This is a genomic window from Terriglobales bacterium (assembly GCA_035764005.1).
Taxonomy (GTDB): domain Bacteria; phylum Acidobacteriota; class Terriglobia; order Terriglobales; family Acidobacteriaceae; genus Gp1-AA112.
On record DASTZZ010000115.1, the window covers coordinates 32,071 to 46,715 of the forward strand.

General features: G+C 58.0%; 9 protein-coding genes. 4 read left to right on the forward strand and 5 right to left on the reverse strand.

Translation table 11 applies throughout. The annotated features are described in order from the left end of the window. Position 1: 1 nt before the first annotated feature. A complete protein-coding gene (gene ilvB / locus VFU50_19250) occupies positions 2-1,711 on the reverse strand; it encodes a biosynthetic-type acetolactate synthase large subunit (protein HEU5235002.1) in 1,710 nt (569 codons plus the stop codon). Positions 1,712-1,728: 17 nt separating this feature from the next. Beyond that, positions 1,729-3,399, reverse strand: coding sequence for a dihydroxy-acid dehydratase (ilvD, locus tag VFU50_19255; protein ID HEU5235003.1), 1,671 nt, complete (start codon positions 3,397-3,399; stop codon positions 1,729-1,731). A gap of 415 nt (positions 3,400-3,814) precedes the next feature. On the opposite strand from ilvD, the gene gltB reads away from it, so the two are divergent. Further along, positions 3,815-8,194, forward strand: coding sequence for a glutamate synthase large subunit (gene gltB, locus VFU50_19260; GenBank protein HEU5235004.1), 4,380 nt, complete (start codon positions 3,815-3,817; stop codon positions 8,192-8,194). A 147-nt stretch (positions 8,195-8,341) separates the two neighbouring features. On the opposite strand, the gene VFU50_19265 is transcribed toward gltB, so the two are convergent. The 3 genes from VFU50_19265 to VFU50_19275 all read right to left on the reverse strand — a co-directional run bounded on the left by VFU50_19265 (position 8,342) and on the right by VFU50_19275 (position 10,827). Further along, positions 8,342-9,643, reverse strand: a complete 1,302-nt coding sequence (locus VFU50_19265; protein ID HEU5235005.1) for a sugar MFS transporter — start codon at positions 9,641-9,643, stop codon at positions 8,342-8,344. Between the two features lie 83 nt (positions 9,644-9,726). Next, on the reverse strand, positions 9,727-9,996 hold the full coding sequence (locus VFU50_19270) for a hypothetical protein (protein HEU5235006.1): 270 nt from the start codon (positions 9,994-9,996) through the stop codon (positions 9,727-9,729). A gap of 294 nt (positions 9,997-10,290) precedes the next feature. Then, on the reverse strand, positions 10,291-10,827 hold the full coding sequence (locus tag VFU50_19275) for a helix-turn-helix transcriptional regulator (protein ID HEU5235007.1): 537 nt from the start codon (positions 10,825-10,827) through the stop codon (positions 10,291-10,293). Between the two features lie 273 nt (positions 10,828-11,100). On the opposite strand from VFU50_19275, the gene VFU50_19280 reads away from it, so the two are divergent. From VFU50_19280 to VFU50_19290, 3 genes are all read left to right on the forward strand, one after another. Then, positions 11,101-11,601, forward strand: coding sequence for an HAD family hydrolase (locus VFU50_19280; GenBank protein ID HEU5235008.1), 501 nt, complete (start codon positions 11,101-11,103; stop codon positions 11,599-11,601). A 203-nt stretch (positions 11,602-11,804) separates the two neighbouring features. Further along, positions 11,805-12,293: a DUF2846 domain-containing protein gene (locus VFU50_19285; GenBank protein HEU5235009.1), complete on the forward strand. Its 489-nt coding sequence runs from the start codon at positions 11,805-11,807 to the stop codon at positions 12,291-12,293. 321 nt (positions 12,294-12,614) lie between these two features. Then, positions 12,615-14,639 (forward strand): PQQ-binding-like beta-propeller repeat protein, encoded by a 2,025-nt coding sequence (locus VFU50_19290; GenBank protein ID HEU5235010.1) that lies wholly within the window; start codon positions 12,615-12,617, stop codon positions 14,637-14,639. Positions 14,640-14,645: the final 6 nt, after the last annotated feature.

The window sequence follows — 14,645 nt, forward strand, 5'->3', positions numbered from 1 at the left end:
CTCATGCCTCCGATGCCGCCGTTTCCACGAGCGGACTTGGACGTCGAATCATTTCGTTGAGCGCTGCGCCGCTTGGCACCATCGGAAATACCGAGTCTTCTTGTTCGACCAGGAAATTGATCAAAGTCGTGCCACGATGATTCCGCGCTTCGCAAATCGCTGGAACGACCTGATCGCGGTTCTGCACTGTTAAGCCGCGTAGACCAAAAGCCTCGGCCAGTCTGGCGAAATCCGGACTCAGGAGGGGTGTCTCGGAGTAGCGGCGGTTGTAAAAGAACTCCTGCCACTGCCGAACCATGCCAAGATATCCGTTGTTGATGACCGCTATATTGACATCAAGTTCTTCCTGCGCAGCGGTGGCTAACTCTGGCATCGTCATCTGAAATCCGCCGTCGCCTGCGACGACCCAAACGTCGGCTTCAGGACGAGCGAACTTCGCGCCGATTGCTGCGGGTAAGGCAAAACCCATCGTGCCCAATCCGCCGGAAGTGATGAGCGATCGCGGCTGCTCATGTTTGTAATACTGCGCCTCCCACATCTGGTGCTGGCCAACATCGGTTACAACAATGGAATTTCCGTTGGTCTCGCGCCAGAGATCGTGGATCACGTGCGCGGCGTAGAGATGCCCACTATCGGGCATCTTCTGAATGTCGCGCACGGCGGAATCGCCCTTGAGTTCGTCAATGTAGTGCAGCCACGCCTGGCGATCGATGCGTTGCACATCAGGCAGCAACTTTTGCAATGCCGGACGAAGATCCGAAACCAGTGCGACATCTACGCGAACGTTTTTATTAATCTCGGCCGGATCGATCTCGATGTGAAGCTTTTTCGCCTTTGGCGCATAAGTCTTCAACGTGCCGGTCACCCGATCGTCGAAGCGCATGCCGAAAGCCAGCAGCAAGTCGGCTTCCTGAATCGCGTGATTCACCCACGCTTCGCCGTGCATGCCCATCATGCCGAGATTCAGAGGATGGGAGGCCGAAAAGCCGCCGATTCCGAGCAGCGTCATCGCGACCGGCATACTTGCTCGCTCAGCGAATTCGCGCAGTTCTTCCATTGCATTGGAGAGCAGGACGCCGTGACCGGCAAGAATGACTGGCCGTTTTGAGGAATTGATCAGATCGAGCGCAGCCGCGTACTGCTCAGGACCAGAATGGGACTTCCCTTCCGCGGACGGAAGCGGCTTATAGCTCGCCATGTCGAACTCGCACGAGCTTTGCTGCGCGTCCTTCGTAATATCAACGAGAACCGGACCAGGACGGCCGCTCCGCGCAACGTAAAACGCTTCGCGCAGCGTGGGCGCGATGTCTTCAGCGCGCTTAACCAGGTAGTTGTGCTTGGTAATCGGGAGTGTGATGCCGGTGATGTCGGTTTCTTGAAAAGCGTCGGTACCGAGGAACTTGCTGCCGACCTGCCCGGTAATACAAACGATAGGAGAGGAATCCATCGCCGCCGTCGCGATACCGGTGACCATGTTGGTGGCGCCCGGACCTGAGGTCGCCATCGCTACGCCCACTCGTCCGCTGGCGCGTGCGTATCCGTCCGCCATGTGTGTCGCCCCTTGCTCGTGGCGCACCAGGACGTGATGGATCTGCGGATACTGGCACAACGCGTCGTACGCCGGAAGGATTGCGCCGCCCGGGTATCCGAAGACGTGCTTTACGTCTTCGGCGATCAGGCATTCCCAAATGATCTGCGCACCGGTTCTCATTCGCTTTCTCCTTCCATCTAGATCGTCACCGCTCCACGCGCAGCCGACGAGACTTGGTTGGCATACTTCGCCATGACCCCGGTTGGATATCGCGGCTGCGGAGGCTTCCACGACGCCAACCGTTGTTTCATTTCGGAATCGGGAATCTCCACTCGCAACTCGCGTTTCGTAATGTCAAAGACGATCTGGTCGCCCTCGCGTACCGCGGCGATCGGTCCACCCGCCATGGCTTCGGGCGCAACGTGGCCCGCCATGAGTCCATGCGTGGCCCCTGAAAACCGGCCGTCCGTGAGCAATGCAACAGATTCGCCAAGTCCGGCTCCAACGATTGCCGCCGTAACCGCCAGCATCTCCCGCATTCCTGGTCCGCCCTTCGGACCTTCATAGCGGATCACAACTACATCCCCTGCTTTGATCTTCCCGTTTTGAACCGCGGCGAAGGCTTGCTCTTCACCATCAAAAACGCGCGCCGGGCCGGCATGGCGCTGAAACTCGTGGCCCGCCACCTTTACTACGCATCCTTCGGGGGCGAGATTGCCCTTCAAAATGACCAGACCGCCGGTCGGCTTGAGCGGCTGGGCTGTGGGCCGGACCACTTCCTGATCGGGAGTTTCCACGGCCCGCTTCGCCTCTTCACCGATCGTTTTGCCGGTGACAGTGAGAGCATCGGGCTTAAGAATGCCTGCCTCGAACAACCGCTGCGCCACCAGTGGAGTTCCTCCGGCTTCAAACAGATCGGTCGCGACAAACCTTCCGCCGGGCTTGAGATCCGCAATCAAAGGAACGTGCGAGCTGATGCGCTCGAAATCATCGATCGCGAATGGAACGCCGGCGGTATGCGCAATTGCGAGCAGATGCAGAACAGCATTCGTTGATCCACCGGTAGCGGCCACGCTGGCAACGGCATTCTCAAAAGCAGAGCGAGTGAGAATCTGCCTGGGCAAACGCTGCGCCTTGGCCAATTCCATAACGAGTTTTCCCGTCGCTTCGCCCTGCCGCAGCTTTCCTGGATGCGTCGCTGGAATTCCACCGCTTCCCATTTCGGCAATGCCGAGAAACTCGCATACCATCGCCATCGTGTTGGCCGTAAACTGTCCGCCGCAGGCCCCGGCTCCGGGACAGGCATGATCTTCAATTTCCTTCAGATCAGAATCCGACATCTTGCCTCGGCTGTGAGCGCCGACTGCTTCAAAGACGTCCTGAATCGTGACATTGCGTCCGTGGAACTTCCCGGGCGCAATCGATCCGCCGTAGAGAATGACGGAAGGCAGATTTAGGCGAGCAACGGCCATGACTGCGCCAGGTATGGTCTTGTCGCAGCCGACCAGTACAACCAACCCATCGAAATGATTTCCGCGCGCGACTAACTCAACCGAATCAGCAATCACTTCTCGGCTGACAAGCGAGGTGCGCATGCCTTCCGCGCCCATGGTGATGCCGTCGGAAATGGAAACCGTATTGAACTCCATCGGAGTGCCGCCTGCCTGTCGCACACCCTGCTTCACTGCGGCGGCAAGCTCGCGAAGATGGAAGTTGCATGGACCGATTTCGGTCCACGTATTGGCAATGCCGATGATCGGTTTGCGCAGGTCTTCGTCGGTGAAGCCCACTGCTTTGAACATCGCGCGCGCCGGCGAACGGCTTGGTCCATCTGTGATCGCGGCGCTATTCCGTTTTGGATCGCTCATCTGAACGCTCGGTCTCTTCCCTGCCCTGAAATGCTTAAGGCCATCATCTGCTTCGATGATGGCCTTGAATCTTTTCTCCTGCCGCTGGCCATCATCCCGTGCCTACAACGCTAAGCACGACTGTAAGCAGGCAAATATCTACGACTGCGCCCGTGGCCGCAACAGCGCTTCTGCGCGAACTGAATTCTGGGGCTGCATTCACCGGAAATCCCCTCCTGCTCCAATGCCGAAGACTATAAATAGGGCTTATATAAATGTCAACATTATAAGCGGTTTCGTTGTTTGAACCGCTGATTCGGTTTTTTAATGACCTGCATCGGAAGATTCAATTGGATGAATGCCCATCAGTGCCTGTAAATCTAGTTGGTATCAGGCGCAGTGTCGTGAGGCGCCGATCTTCTATTCAGGCGGATGAATGCAGCAAGGCTTGTATGATCCCCGGTTTGAGCACGACTCCTGCGGCGTAGGCTTTGTCGCCCGCGTCTCCGGCACCCCCTCACGCGAGATCGTGGAGATGGGCTTGGAAGCCCTTGCACGGCTCGCGCATCGCGGTGCGGTCGCGGCCGATGGCCGCAGCGGAGATGGCGCCGGGATCACGACTTCGATTCCTCGGAGCTTACTTCAGCGTTCCCTAACCGACCCCGACCTGCAGATTCCATCCGATGTTCCCCTCGCAGTTGGAATGGTGTTCTTCGATTCTGACGAGCTGCCTGCCGCTGCCGATCAACTGCGCGTTGCCATTGAAGCCCAGGAGTTGAGGCTCCTCTGTTGGCGTGAAGTGCCGGTGAACCGAGAAGCGCTCGGACACACCGCGCTGGCCTCGATGCCTGTGATCCGCCAGGCTCTCATTGCTCCGCAGCCCAAAGTCAGTCAAAACGAGTTTGAGTCGCGTCTTCATCGCGCCCGTAAACAATTTGAACGCGCAGGACTGAAGAGCTACGTAGCTTCGCTCTCGTCGCGCACGATCGTTTATAAGGCGCTCTGCGCCGGCGGACATCTGCGCGAGTTTTACCCCGATCTGCAGAATCCCGAATTTGAAAGCTCATTTGTTCTCTTCCATCAGCGTTATGCGACGAACACGCATCCTTCCTGGTGGCTCGCGCAGCCGTTCCGATTCATCGCGCACAACGGCGAGATCAATACCATCGACGCCAACCGCACCTGGATGAAAGCGCGCGAGACCGAGCTTCCTCCTGACTTCCTGCCCCTGCTCCGTGAGGGCGCATCAGATTCCTGTCATTTCGACGAAGCTGCCGAAGCGCTCCTTCGCAGCGGACGCGATCTGCTGCACAGCATGGCGATGCTGGTCGTTCCTGCGTGGCAGGCTCATCCAGCGTTTCAGGATCTGGCGTGCTTCTACCGCGAGCATGCCGCATTGATGGAGCCTTGGGATGGCCCTGCGGCTATGGCCTTCGCGGATGGTCGCTATGTCGGCGCTGCTCTCGATCGCAACGGCCTGCGTCCGATGCGCTACAAAATCACCAGCGACGGGCTCGTAATCGCCGGTTCCGAAGTGGGACTGTTCGATCTGGATGCCGACCACGTCGAAGTCAACGGCCGTCTCGGCCCGGGACAGATGCTCGCCGTCGATCTCGAACGCCACGAAGTGCTCGATGCCGAGCGCCTGAAACAGCATCTGTTCCATGCAACTCCGGAGACAAGCTCGCACGTAATCGCCGTCGAGAAAGCTCCGGCGGGCACTTTTGAGACACCCACCGAGCAGACTCATGCGTTATTCGGCTACACGCGCGAAGATCTGAAGCTCGTAATTGCCCCCATGGCACGCGACGGGAAAGAAGCCGTGTGGTCGATGGGAGATGACACTCCCGTTTCGGCACTCGCTCGCGTCCCGCGCTCGCTCTACACGTTCTTCCGCCAGCGGTTTGCGCAGGTGACAAATCCCCCGATCGATCCGCTTCGCGAAGATCTGATGATGTCGCTTCGCACCGTCCTGGGCCGCAGACCAAGACTCTGCGCAGATGATTCGAGCGCTCCCGCAACGCTTCTCGAACTAAGCTCTCCAGTCATTAGCGAAGAGGAACTCGAAGGTATTCGTTCGCAGTCTGTGCTGCAGATCGCGGAAATCGAGTGCGTCTGTCCGGATTCAGACGGCCTCGCAGCGAGCGTAGAACAAATTTGTCGCCTGGCCGAATCAGCCGTAAAAAGCGGCGCCGAACTGCTGGTGTTGTCTGACACGACTGCAAGCTCGAGTGCGCCGCCGATTCCGATCGCGATGGTTGTCGGTGCCGTTCACCATCACCTGATCAACATCGGCCTGCGCACTCACTGCGACCTGATCGCGGAGTGCGGCGATTGTTGGGACGTTCATCACGCAGCGGTGCTCATCGGCTACGGCGCGGGGGCGGTTTGCCCGTGGCTGGCGCTGCGCACCTGCGAGACTCCGCACAAAATGCTCGAGGGCTTCAACAACGGTCTGAAGAAGATCATGTCGAAGCTCGGCATCTCCGACGTGGCCAGCTATCGGGGCGGCCAGTTCTTCCAGACCATCGGCTTCGACGAGGAACTCGTCAACCGCTGTTTCGCCGGCACACCGAATCTTCGCGGCAAAGTAGGATTCGCGACTGTTGAGCAGGAACTCGCTCGTCGTGCTGAGCCGCTGGCGGCCGAGGCTAAAGAACTGCTCCAGGACTATGGCTACATCCGTTATCGCAAGGCCGATCGCGCCGACCAGCATGGATGGGCTCCGCCTGCAGTACGCGCAATGCAAACCGCAGTCGGCGTCGCTCGCAAAGCCGATGCTTCGCTGACTGAAAGTGCGTGGAGCGAATTCACCCGCCATGCCGACACGCTCAAGCCGCACAACCTCCGAGATCTGCTTGAGTTTGCTCCCGTTTCGGAACGGGTTTCCCTCAATGAAGTCGAGCCTGCTGCCGAGATTGCCCGCCTCTTCGTGAGTAGCGCTATGTCGCTCGGCTCCATCAGCCCTGAAGCGCATCGCACGCTGTCAGAAGCCATGAATCTGCTCGGCGGCAAGTCGAATACCGGCGAAGGCGGTGAAGATCCCGATGTTTATCACGGACGCCGCGAAGCGAACAACAAGGTGAAGCAGGTTGCTTCCGGACGCTTTGGCGTCACGACCGAGTACCTGGTCAACGCGGAAGAGATCGAAATCAAGATCGCGCAAGGCTCGAAACCGGGAGAAGGTGGACAGCTCCCGGCAGCCAAGGTGACCGAGCTGATTGCGCGTCTGCGCCACGCTCAAGTAGGAATGTCGCTGATCAGCCCTCCCCCACATCACGACATCTACAGCATTGAGGACCTGGCGCAGCTTATTCACGACCTCAAGCAGGTCAATCCAACCGCTCGCGTAGGCGTGAAGCTGGTTTCCGAAGCGGGAATCGGAACGGTGGCTTCCGGCGTAGCGAAGGCCTATGCCGATTACGTGGTTGTCTCCGGACATGCCGGCGGCACTGGAGCCTCGCCGCTGAGCAGCATTAAGCACGCCGGCGCCCCGTGGGAGCTTGGCCTTGCCGAAACCCAGCAGACGTTAATGCGCAATGGACTTCGGAGCCGTATTCGCGTGCGCGTTGACGGCGGCCTACGTACCGGACGCGACGTTGTAGTCGCTGCTCTGCTCGGCGCCGAACAGTTCGCTTTTGGAACTGCAGCGCTCGTCTCGCTGGGCTGCGACATGGCTCGTCAATGTCATCTCGATACGTGCCCGGCCGGAATCGCAACGCAGCGTCCCGAACTGCGCGCAAAGTTCCGCGGCAAGCCTGAGCACGTGGTTGCTTACTTCCTGAAAGTTGCAGAAGACATTCGCACGCTGCTGGGGCAACTAGGCTTGCGTTCAATCAGCGAAGCCGTAGGACGCACCGATCTGCTTCGCCAAATCTCGACCGACGGCGCACTCGACCTCTCACAGCTGCTCTATCGCAGCGACGGCGACTTGCCACGCTGCATGACTCCGCGCAACGATCGTCCATCCGATCACGATGCTTTCGGACTGGAACTAGCGAATGAGATCGTAGGCTTCGTTCGCCAGGGACAGCACTTCGATCGCGAGTTCACGATCCGTAACCAGGATCGCTCGACCGGCGCAAGCATTGCTGGAGAACTCGTCCGCAAGCTCGGCGTTCGTGGGCTGCAGAACAGCGAAGTTCGCCTCGGCTTCCGTGGCTCAGCGGGCCAGTCGTTCGGAGCGTTCTGCGTCGATGGCATGGAATTGACGCTGGACGGCGAAGCCAATGACTACGTCGGAAAAGGTCTCTGCGGCGGCGCGCTGATTCTGCGCCCGCGCGGCAAGGCGATCGATAGCTCGAACGAGAATGTCATTTTGGGAAATGTCGCGCTCTACGGCGCGACCTCCGGACGGCTCTTCGCCGCCGGACGCGCCGGCGAACGCTTCGCCGTACGCAACTCCGGAGCAGTAGCCGTAGTTGAAGGCGTTGGCGATCACGGCTGCGAATACATGACCGGCGGATGCGTAGTTGTACTCGGCGATATCGGCTGCAACTTTGCCGCAGGAATGACCGGCGGCAAGGCTTACGTCTTCGATCCCGCAAACCTCACCGAGACCCGCGTAAATCAGGATTCGGTCGAGCTGAGTGTTCCTTCGCCTGAACAGCTACACCAGGTGGAGATGCTAGTACGTGTCCACGCCCTGCTAACCGGCAGCGTGTGGGCGCAGCAGCTTCTAGCGAGTTGGCAGGAATGCAGCCGCTTCTTCCGCTCCATAGCTCCGAAGCAGGCTGGCAAGCCTGTCTGGAAGACTCAGCCAGCGGCGGTACTGCCGGTTCCCGAAATTGCACCCCCCACATTCCCGCAGGCTTAACCTGGAGCCGGACACCCTCGCCCGGGGGTGTTCGTTGGGACTGCCATAATGGTGCGTGTCAAGCTCCAGCACGGCTGCGAAAGGTGCGCCTTCAGAGTCCTGCAGAAACACCCGGCCGAGGGCTCCCGACTCTATGTCTTTCTGAGGCTACGCCGCAGCCGTCGCCGCGCCATGCCGAGAGCCGCGGAAGCCGTAATACGCGATGTAGATGTAGCAGAGCAGCGGGAGAATAAACGCGTGGTGGATCCCGATATGGTCTGCCAGGATGCCCTGCAACTCGGGGATGACTGCACCGCCGACGATGGCTGCAATCAGCAACGCTGAGCCGTCGCCAGTGAGTGGACCAAGGCCATCGACGCCCAGCGTGAAGATGCTGGGGAACATGATCGAGTTGAACAGGCCGACGAGCAGAATCGTCCACATCGCGAAGTGGCCGAAGGTGAGCATCGATGCCGCGACTAGAATTCCCGCAACGATGGCATTGAACCCCAGCAATCCTCCGGTCGGGATCTTTTGCAAGAGTGCGGAACCGACGAATCGGCCAATCATTGCTCCCATCCAGTAATAAGTCAGCATGCCGGCCGCGGCGGTGAGAGTGAGGCCTCCGATTTCCGGACGATTGAGATAGTTCACGAGAAAGCTGCCGATCGCTACTTCAGCTCCGACGTATACAAAAATTCCGATTGCACCCAGCACGAGGTGCGGATGTCGCCATACTGAGTCATTCACGGCTCCATGCGCCTCAGCGGAAGCGATGGTCGGCAGTTTGAAAAATCCGATGATTACGGCCAAGACAAACAATGCCAAGGCAAGGCCGATGTAAGGTAGTTTCACCGAAGCAGCCTGCGATACCCGATAGGCCTGCAACTGATCCGGAGACATGGAGCGCAGCACTTCAATTGAGACCGGCGCGGCAACAGCGCCCAAGATCAAGAGCTTTCCGAACCACGGAGCGATCGTCGTCCCCAGCGAATTGAATGCCTGGGTAAGATTCAGTCTGCTGGAGGCGGTGCGTGGTGGGCCGAGGACCGCAACGTAAGGATTGGCCGACGTCTGCAGGATCGTCATGCCTGCGGCGAGCGTAATCAACGCCGCTAAGAATAGCGGAAACGACGGCGCTGCAGCTGCCGGAACGAACATGAACGCTCCGATTCCCATTGTCACCAGGCCGGCCACCATGGCCTTCTTATATCCGAAAAAGTCGATGATCTTTCCCGAAGGGAACGAGAACACGAAATACGAAGAGAAGAAGGCGAACTGCACCAGCATCACTTCGGCATAGTTCAGATCGAAGATGCTCTTCAGATGCGGAATCAGGATGTCATTCAGGCAGGTGAGAAATCCCCACATGAAGAAGAGCGTCGTGACCATCGCCATCGCGCGATAGTTGGTGGTCTGTGGAGTTGCGGCGGTTTGCGGAGCTGAGGCGATGACTGTGGTCGAAGGCATGAATGAAAATCCTGTCTCGGCTAGAGAAATATAACTGAGAACCGGCGTTTACCACGAAGGACACGAAGAGCACGAAGGAAAGCCTACGCCGAAGCCTTTGCCCCGTGTACCACGCTGATGGTCCGGTTCATCCATCTTGCGACAAGCGTCTGCAGGCAGGCTTGACCACATAGGTGCTTCACATCTGCATCGTGGGCGGACATGGTTTCCCACGGGTAGATCTTCAGAATCGGGTGCTCAGGCGCGCCCTGGTATGGAGGCCGGTAGCTCTCGGCCCAGGCGAGCCACCAGTGATCGACGCTGCCCTTCTGCTTGCCGCAGATTTCGCAGTGAAAAGTTTCGGTCCACGTCATGGGAAATGTGCGCTCTACTTTAGCAGAGAAAGTCGGGAGTCTTCGCGGAAAATGCGGGGCCGTTCGCTTGTTTCAGTGTCTATCATTCCGAGCGAATGCTCACGCGTGCCGTTCGCGTGAGCAGGAGAGAGGAATCCCTATGGCCGCGAAGCTTACGTCGACGCACCATTATCGAAGGCATAGGGATTTCTCGCCGCCAAAAGACGGCGGTTCGGAATGACAAGAAGGAAAACCACAAAGGCCGATCCCAGTTTCGAGATCGGCCTACGCGAGCGTGGGTTGGGGGAGAGAAACTTAGATTTTGCGTCTCGGACGTGTAGCTAGTTCGCGCATCTGCATCATCAGGCTCGAGCGCTGCATGGGATCGAGCTGGAAGATGAATGGCGCAATCTCGGAAATGAACGGATCACCTACCAGAGAAGCAATTTCATCTTCACGCGCCCGTCCATCGCCGCGGAGCAGATCGGGGATTGTAACTTCGAGCGCGTTGGCTAGGCGCTCTAGCGAGGATAGCGTCGGGGTGGCCTTTTCGTTCTCGATCTTCGACACGTAGGTGCGCGGCACCTGCATGCGTCCTGCGAGCTGGCGCTGGCTCAGTCCTGAGCGGCGCCGCAACGAACGGATCGCGAGCGCAATCTGAATCTGCGGATGAGAGCTGTTATTCGTGATCGCCGGAGCGATTTCCGGCGCGACTACCACCGGCTCCGGCTCGTTATCGAGTGACGTGCGGCAGCGGCGGCAATTATTGTTATTGGTCCGAAATTGGACGAGATGACAATGGTCGCATCTCACCACCTCTCGTGAATCAACAGGTGCGAGCGTCGTTGCCATGTAGTTTGGGAGTTGCCAGAGCGGGGCACTCTCAAACAAAAGCCGATTCGGGAAATGGTCCCGGAATCAAGCCACGGTTACTTTGCGGTACTCTGAAGGAGAAGTCAAGAAAAAACCGTAAGAAAACCTAAATAAACCGGCAAAGAACACCAGCGAAACAAGGGAGAAAACAGGCAAATGATCGGGCAATCCCTTGAATCAGCGTGGGAGTTACTAACTGAATACACCCAGTCGGAAAGTTTGCGAAAACATGCTAGGGCGGTCGAGGCATGCATGAGGGCGTACGCGCAGAAATTCGCCCGCGACAACGGACTGAACGGAGAAGAGGCCGCCGCGCTCGAGCTTAAGTATTCAATCACTGGCCTGCTTCACGACTTCGACTACGAGAAATTCCCCACGCCCGAAGAACATCCTTTCGTCGGTAACAAGATCCTCGCCGAGCGCAGCTACCCGGATGACATTCGACGCGCGATTCTTTCCCATGCCGACTACGCCGGAGTCCCTCGCGAGAGTCACATGGAGAAAGCTCTCTTCGCGTGTGACGAACTCGCAGGATTCATCACTGCCACGGCTCTGGTGAAGCCATCGAAGTCGCTCGCCGAAGTAGATGCGAAATCAATTCGCAAGAAGATGAAGGACAAAGCCTTCGCCCGCAGCGTCTCGCGTGACGACATTACGTACGGAGCTGCCGCGCTCGGAATCGATCTCGACGAGCACATCACGTTCTGCATCGAGGCAATGAAGAAGATCGCGCCGGATTTGGGATTGGCGTAGTGGCCGGCGGAGTCTCTCCGAGAATCTGTTCACAAACAGTGACCAAGTCGTTTCACCTTCACTTTCGTAACCTTCTCGTCCGGAATTGGAACCGCTAACTTGGAAATCGCGCCGGTGTGGAAGTGGCCAGAAGTTGGTTCACGCAGGCGATCTGTTGGATTTCCTGGGCCTCTATAACTCACACGCTGATGGAGGTAGTAAGCATGCGATTTCCAATCCTGAAAGCTCTTCTGCTTCTGGCTTTCGCAACATCCCTTTTAAACGCGCAGCAGCCTGATTCCGCGACACCGCAGGCAGACAACGCTGCTAAGAAAGATGACTCGCAGGTAACTGTTTACATCTACCGCTACAAGCAGTTTGTTGGTAGCGCACTCTCTCCGTCTGTGTATTGCGACGACACCGAACTTGCCCGCATGGAGAACGGCCGTTTCTTTGCCGCCAAGCTTTCGTCAGGCAAACACACCTTCCATTCGAACGATAAGCAGGCAGGTATCGACGTCGACCTGAAGAGCGGACAGGACTACTACATTCGAGTAGAAATCGCCGCCGGGATGATGAAGGGCCACGGCCGTATGACGTTGGTTGCTCCCGAGCAGGGCAGCTACGAAATCAAGAAGCTCAAACCGCTCGACGGCGACAAAGTAAAAGACAGTCAGCACGTGGTCGCGGCAAGCCTGGAGGTGAAGAACTAGCCCCAGTTTCAACAGCTCAGCGTTGTCTTCGAAAGCCTGAGGATGTTCTAAGCCTTTTCATTTTCAAACCCCCGCCTCTGGCCGAGCGCGCCCAGTCGTCGTTGTTTTCGAATCAGCGATGACTGGGCGGTTTTCTTGCAGTATTCATACCGAATGAGCGTGGAGCCGCTCAGCGGCAATGGAGGAATTGCTGAGGCATATGGGACGGAGTTAAAGTATCCCACTCGTCGAAGTTCGCGATGCCTGGGCACCCGATTGGAACCTTCTTCTCGAATTAAACCAGTTGCTTTAGTCTCTCTTCTTGGCGTCTGGATCATCTCATTGGCTTCGTGTTCCCGCGAGCAGCAATGGCCTGTCTACGGCGGACCTGACGGCGCTCATCATTCCTCGCTCACGCAGATCAGCCGTTCGAACGTAAGTGAGCTAGCTGTCGCATGGACTTACGACACCGGCGAAACCGGCGGGCTGCAGACAAGTCCAATTGTCGTGCATGGAGTGCTCTACGGCATAACACCGTCGCAAAAGATCTTCGCCCTTGACGCCGCAACCGGAGCACTGAAGTGGCAGTTCGACTCCGGCGTGACCAGCACGCAACCGAATCGCGGTCTTGCATATTGGGAGCATGGGAACGATGCGCGCATCATCTCCGGCGTAATGAACTTTGTTTATGAGCTGAATGCCAACAGGGGACAACCGATCTCCACCTTCGGCGATCACGGCCGCATCGACCTGCGCGAGAAACTCGGACGCAATCCGGCCACAGTGTCGATCGCACTAACCAGCCCGCCAGTCATCTACAAAGACCTGTTCATCGTTGGCGGACGCGACCCTGAAACACTACCCGCCGCTCCGGGCGATATCCGAGCTTATGACGTTCGTAGCGGGAAACTGCGCTGGAGCTTCCACACGATTCCTCATCCCGGTGAGTATGGCTATGAAACCTGGCCAAAAGACGCGTGGAAGAGCAGCGGCGCTGTGAACAATTGGGCGGGCATGACTCTCGATGCGAAGACGGGAATCATCTACGCTCCCACCGGATCAGCAGCCTTCGACTTCTACGGCGGGGATCGTGTCGGCAACGATCTGTTCGCAAATTGCTTGCTCGCGCTCAGAGCGGAGACAGGTGAACGTGTCTGGTATTTCCAGGCGGTTCGGCACGATCTGTGGGATCGCGACTTCCCAGCCGCGCCTGTTCTGGTGAGAGTCACACGTAGCGGAAAAACCATCGATGCCGTCGCACAAACGACCAAGCAAGGATTCGTTTACCTCTTCAATCGAGCTAACGGGACTCCACTGTTTCCGATTGAGTACAGGAAATACTCCTCGAGCGATCTGCCCGGCGAGGTAACTGCCGCCGAGCAGCCGCTACCCAGAGCACCTGCGCCATATGCTCGGCAGCTTTTGACCGAAGGCTTGCTCACGAACCGCACTCCCGCCGCGCATGAATGGGCGCTGAAAAAATTCAGAACGCTGCGCAGCGAAGGCCAGTTCGTTCCTCTAAGCACGAAGCAGGACACGGTCGTGTTTCCCGGATTCGACGGCGGCGCCGAATGGGGCGGTCCTGCCTATGATCCCAAGACGGGACTGCTGTACGTAAACGCCAACGAGATGGCCTGGTATGCGCGTTTGGCCAAGAACTCCGCCAATCCCCTGAGCGGACGCGGTATCTACCAGCAGCAATGCACGATTTGCCACCGCGACGACATGGCCGGCTCTCCACCGCTTTTCCCTTCTCTGCAAGGCATCGGCCGGCACTCCAGCCGTTCGGCGATCAAGAACGTTGTTCAGAAAGGCCGAGGCAGGATGCCCGCCTTTCCCAATCTCTCGCGCGATGAGCTGAGTGCGCTCATCGACTACCTCATTGAGGGCGCGAACAAAGAACTCACTGGCGCGGAGCCGGTCGGCCCTCCGATGCCGTACCGCTTCTCGGGATACACGCGCTTTCTTGATCCTGATGGATACCCGGCCGTCGCTCCGCCGTGGGGCACTCTAAGCGCAATTAATCTCAGCACTGGGGAGTATGCCTGGAAGATTCCTCTTGGCGAATATCCCGAGCTTGCGGCGCAGGGATTGAAAGACACGGGATCAGAAAATTACGGCGGCCCGCTGGTCACTGACAGCGGCCTTCTGTTCATCGGTGCGACAAATTACGACAAGAAGTTTCGCGCCTTCGACAAGTCTTCGGGCAAATTGCTTTGGGAAACCACCCTGCCTTTCGCCGGCAATGCCACGCCAATTGCATATGAGGTGAATGGTCGGGAATACGTAGTAATCGCTGCTGGAGGGGGAAAGGATTTGAAGTCAAAGTCGGGAGGGATGTACATCGCTTTTGGCCTCCCTAATTAACGCCAA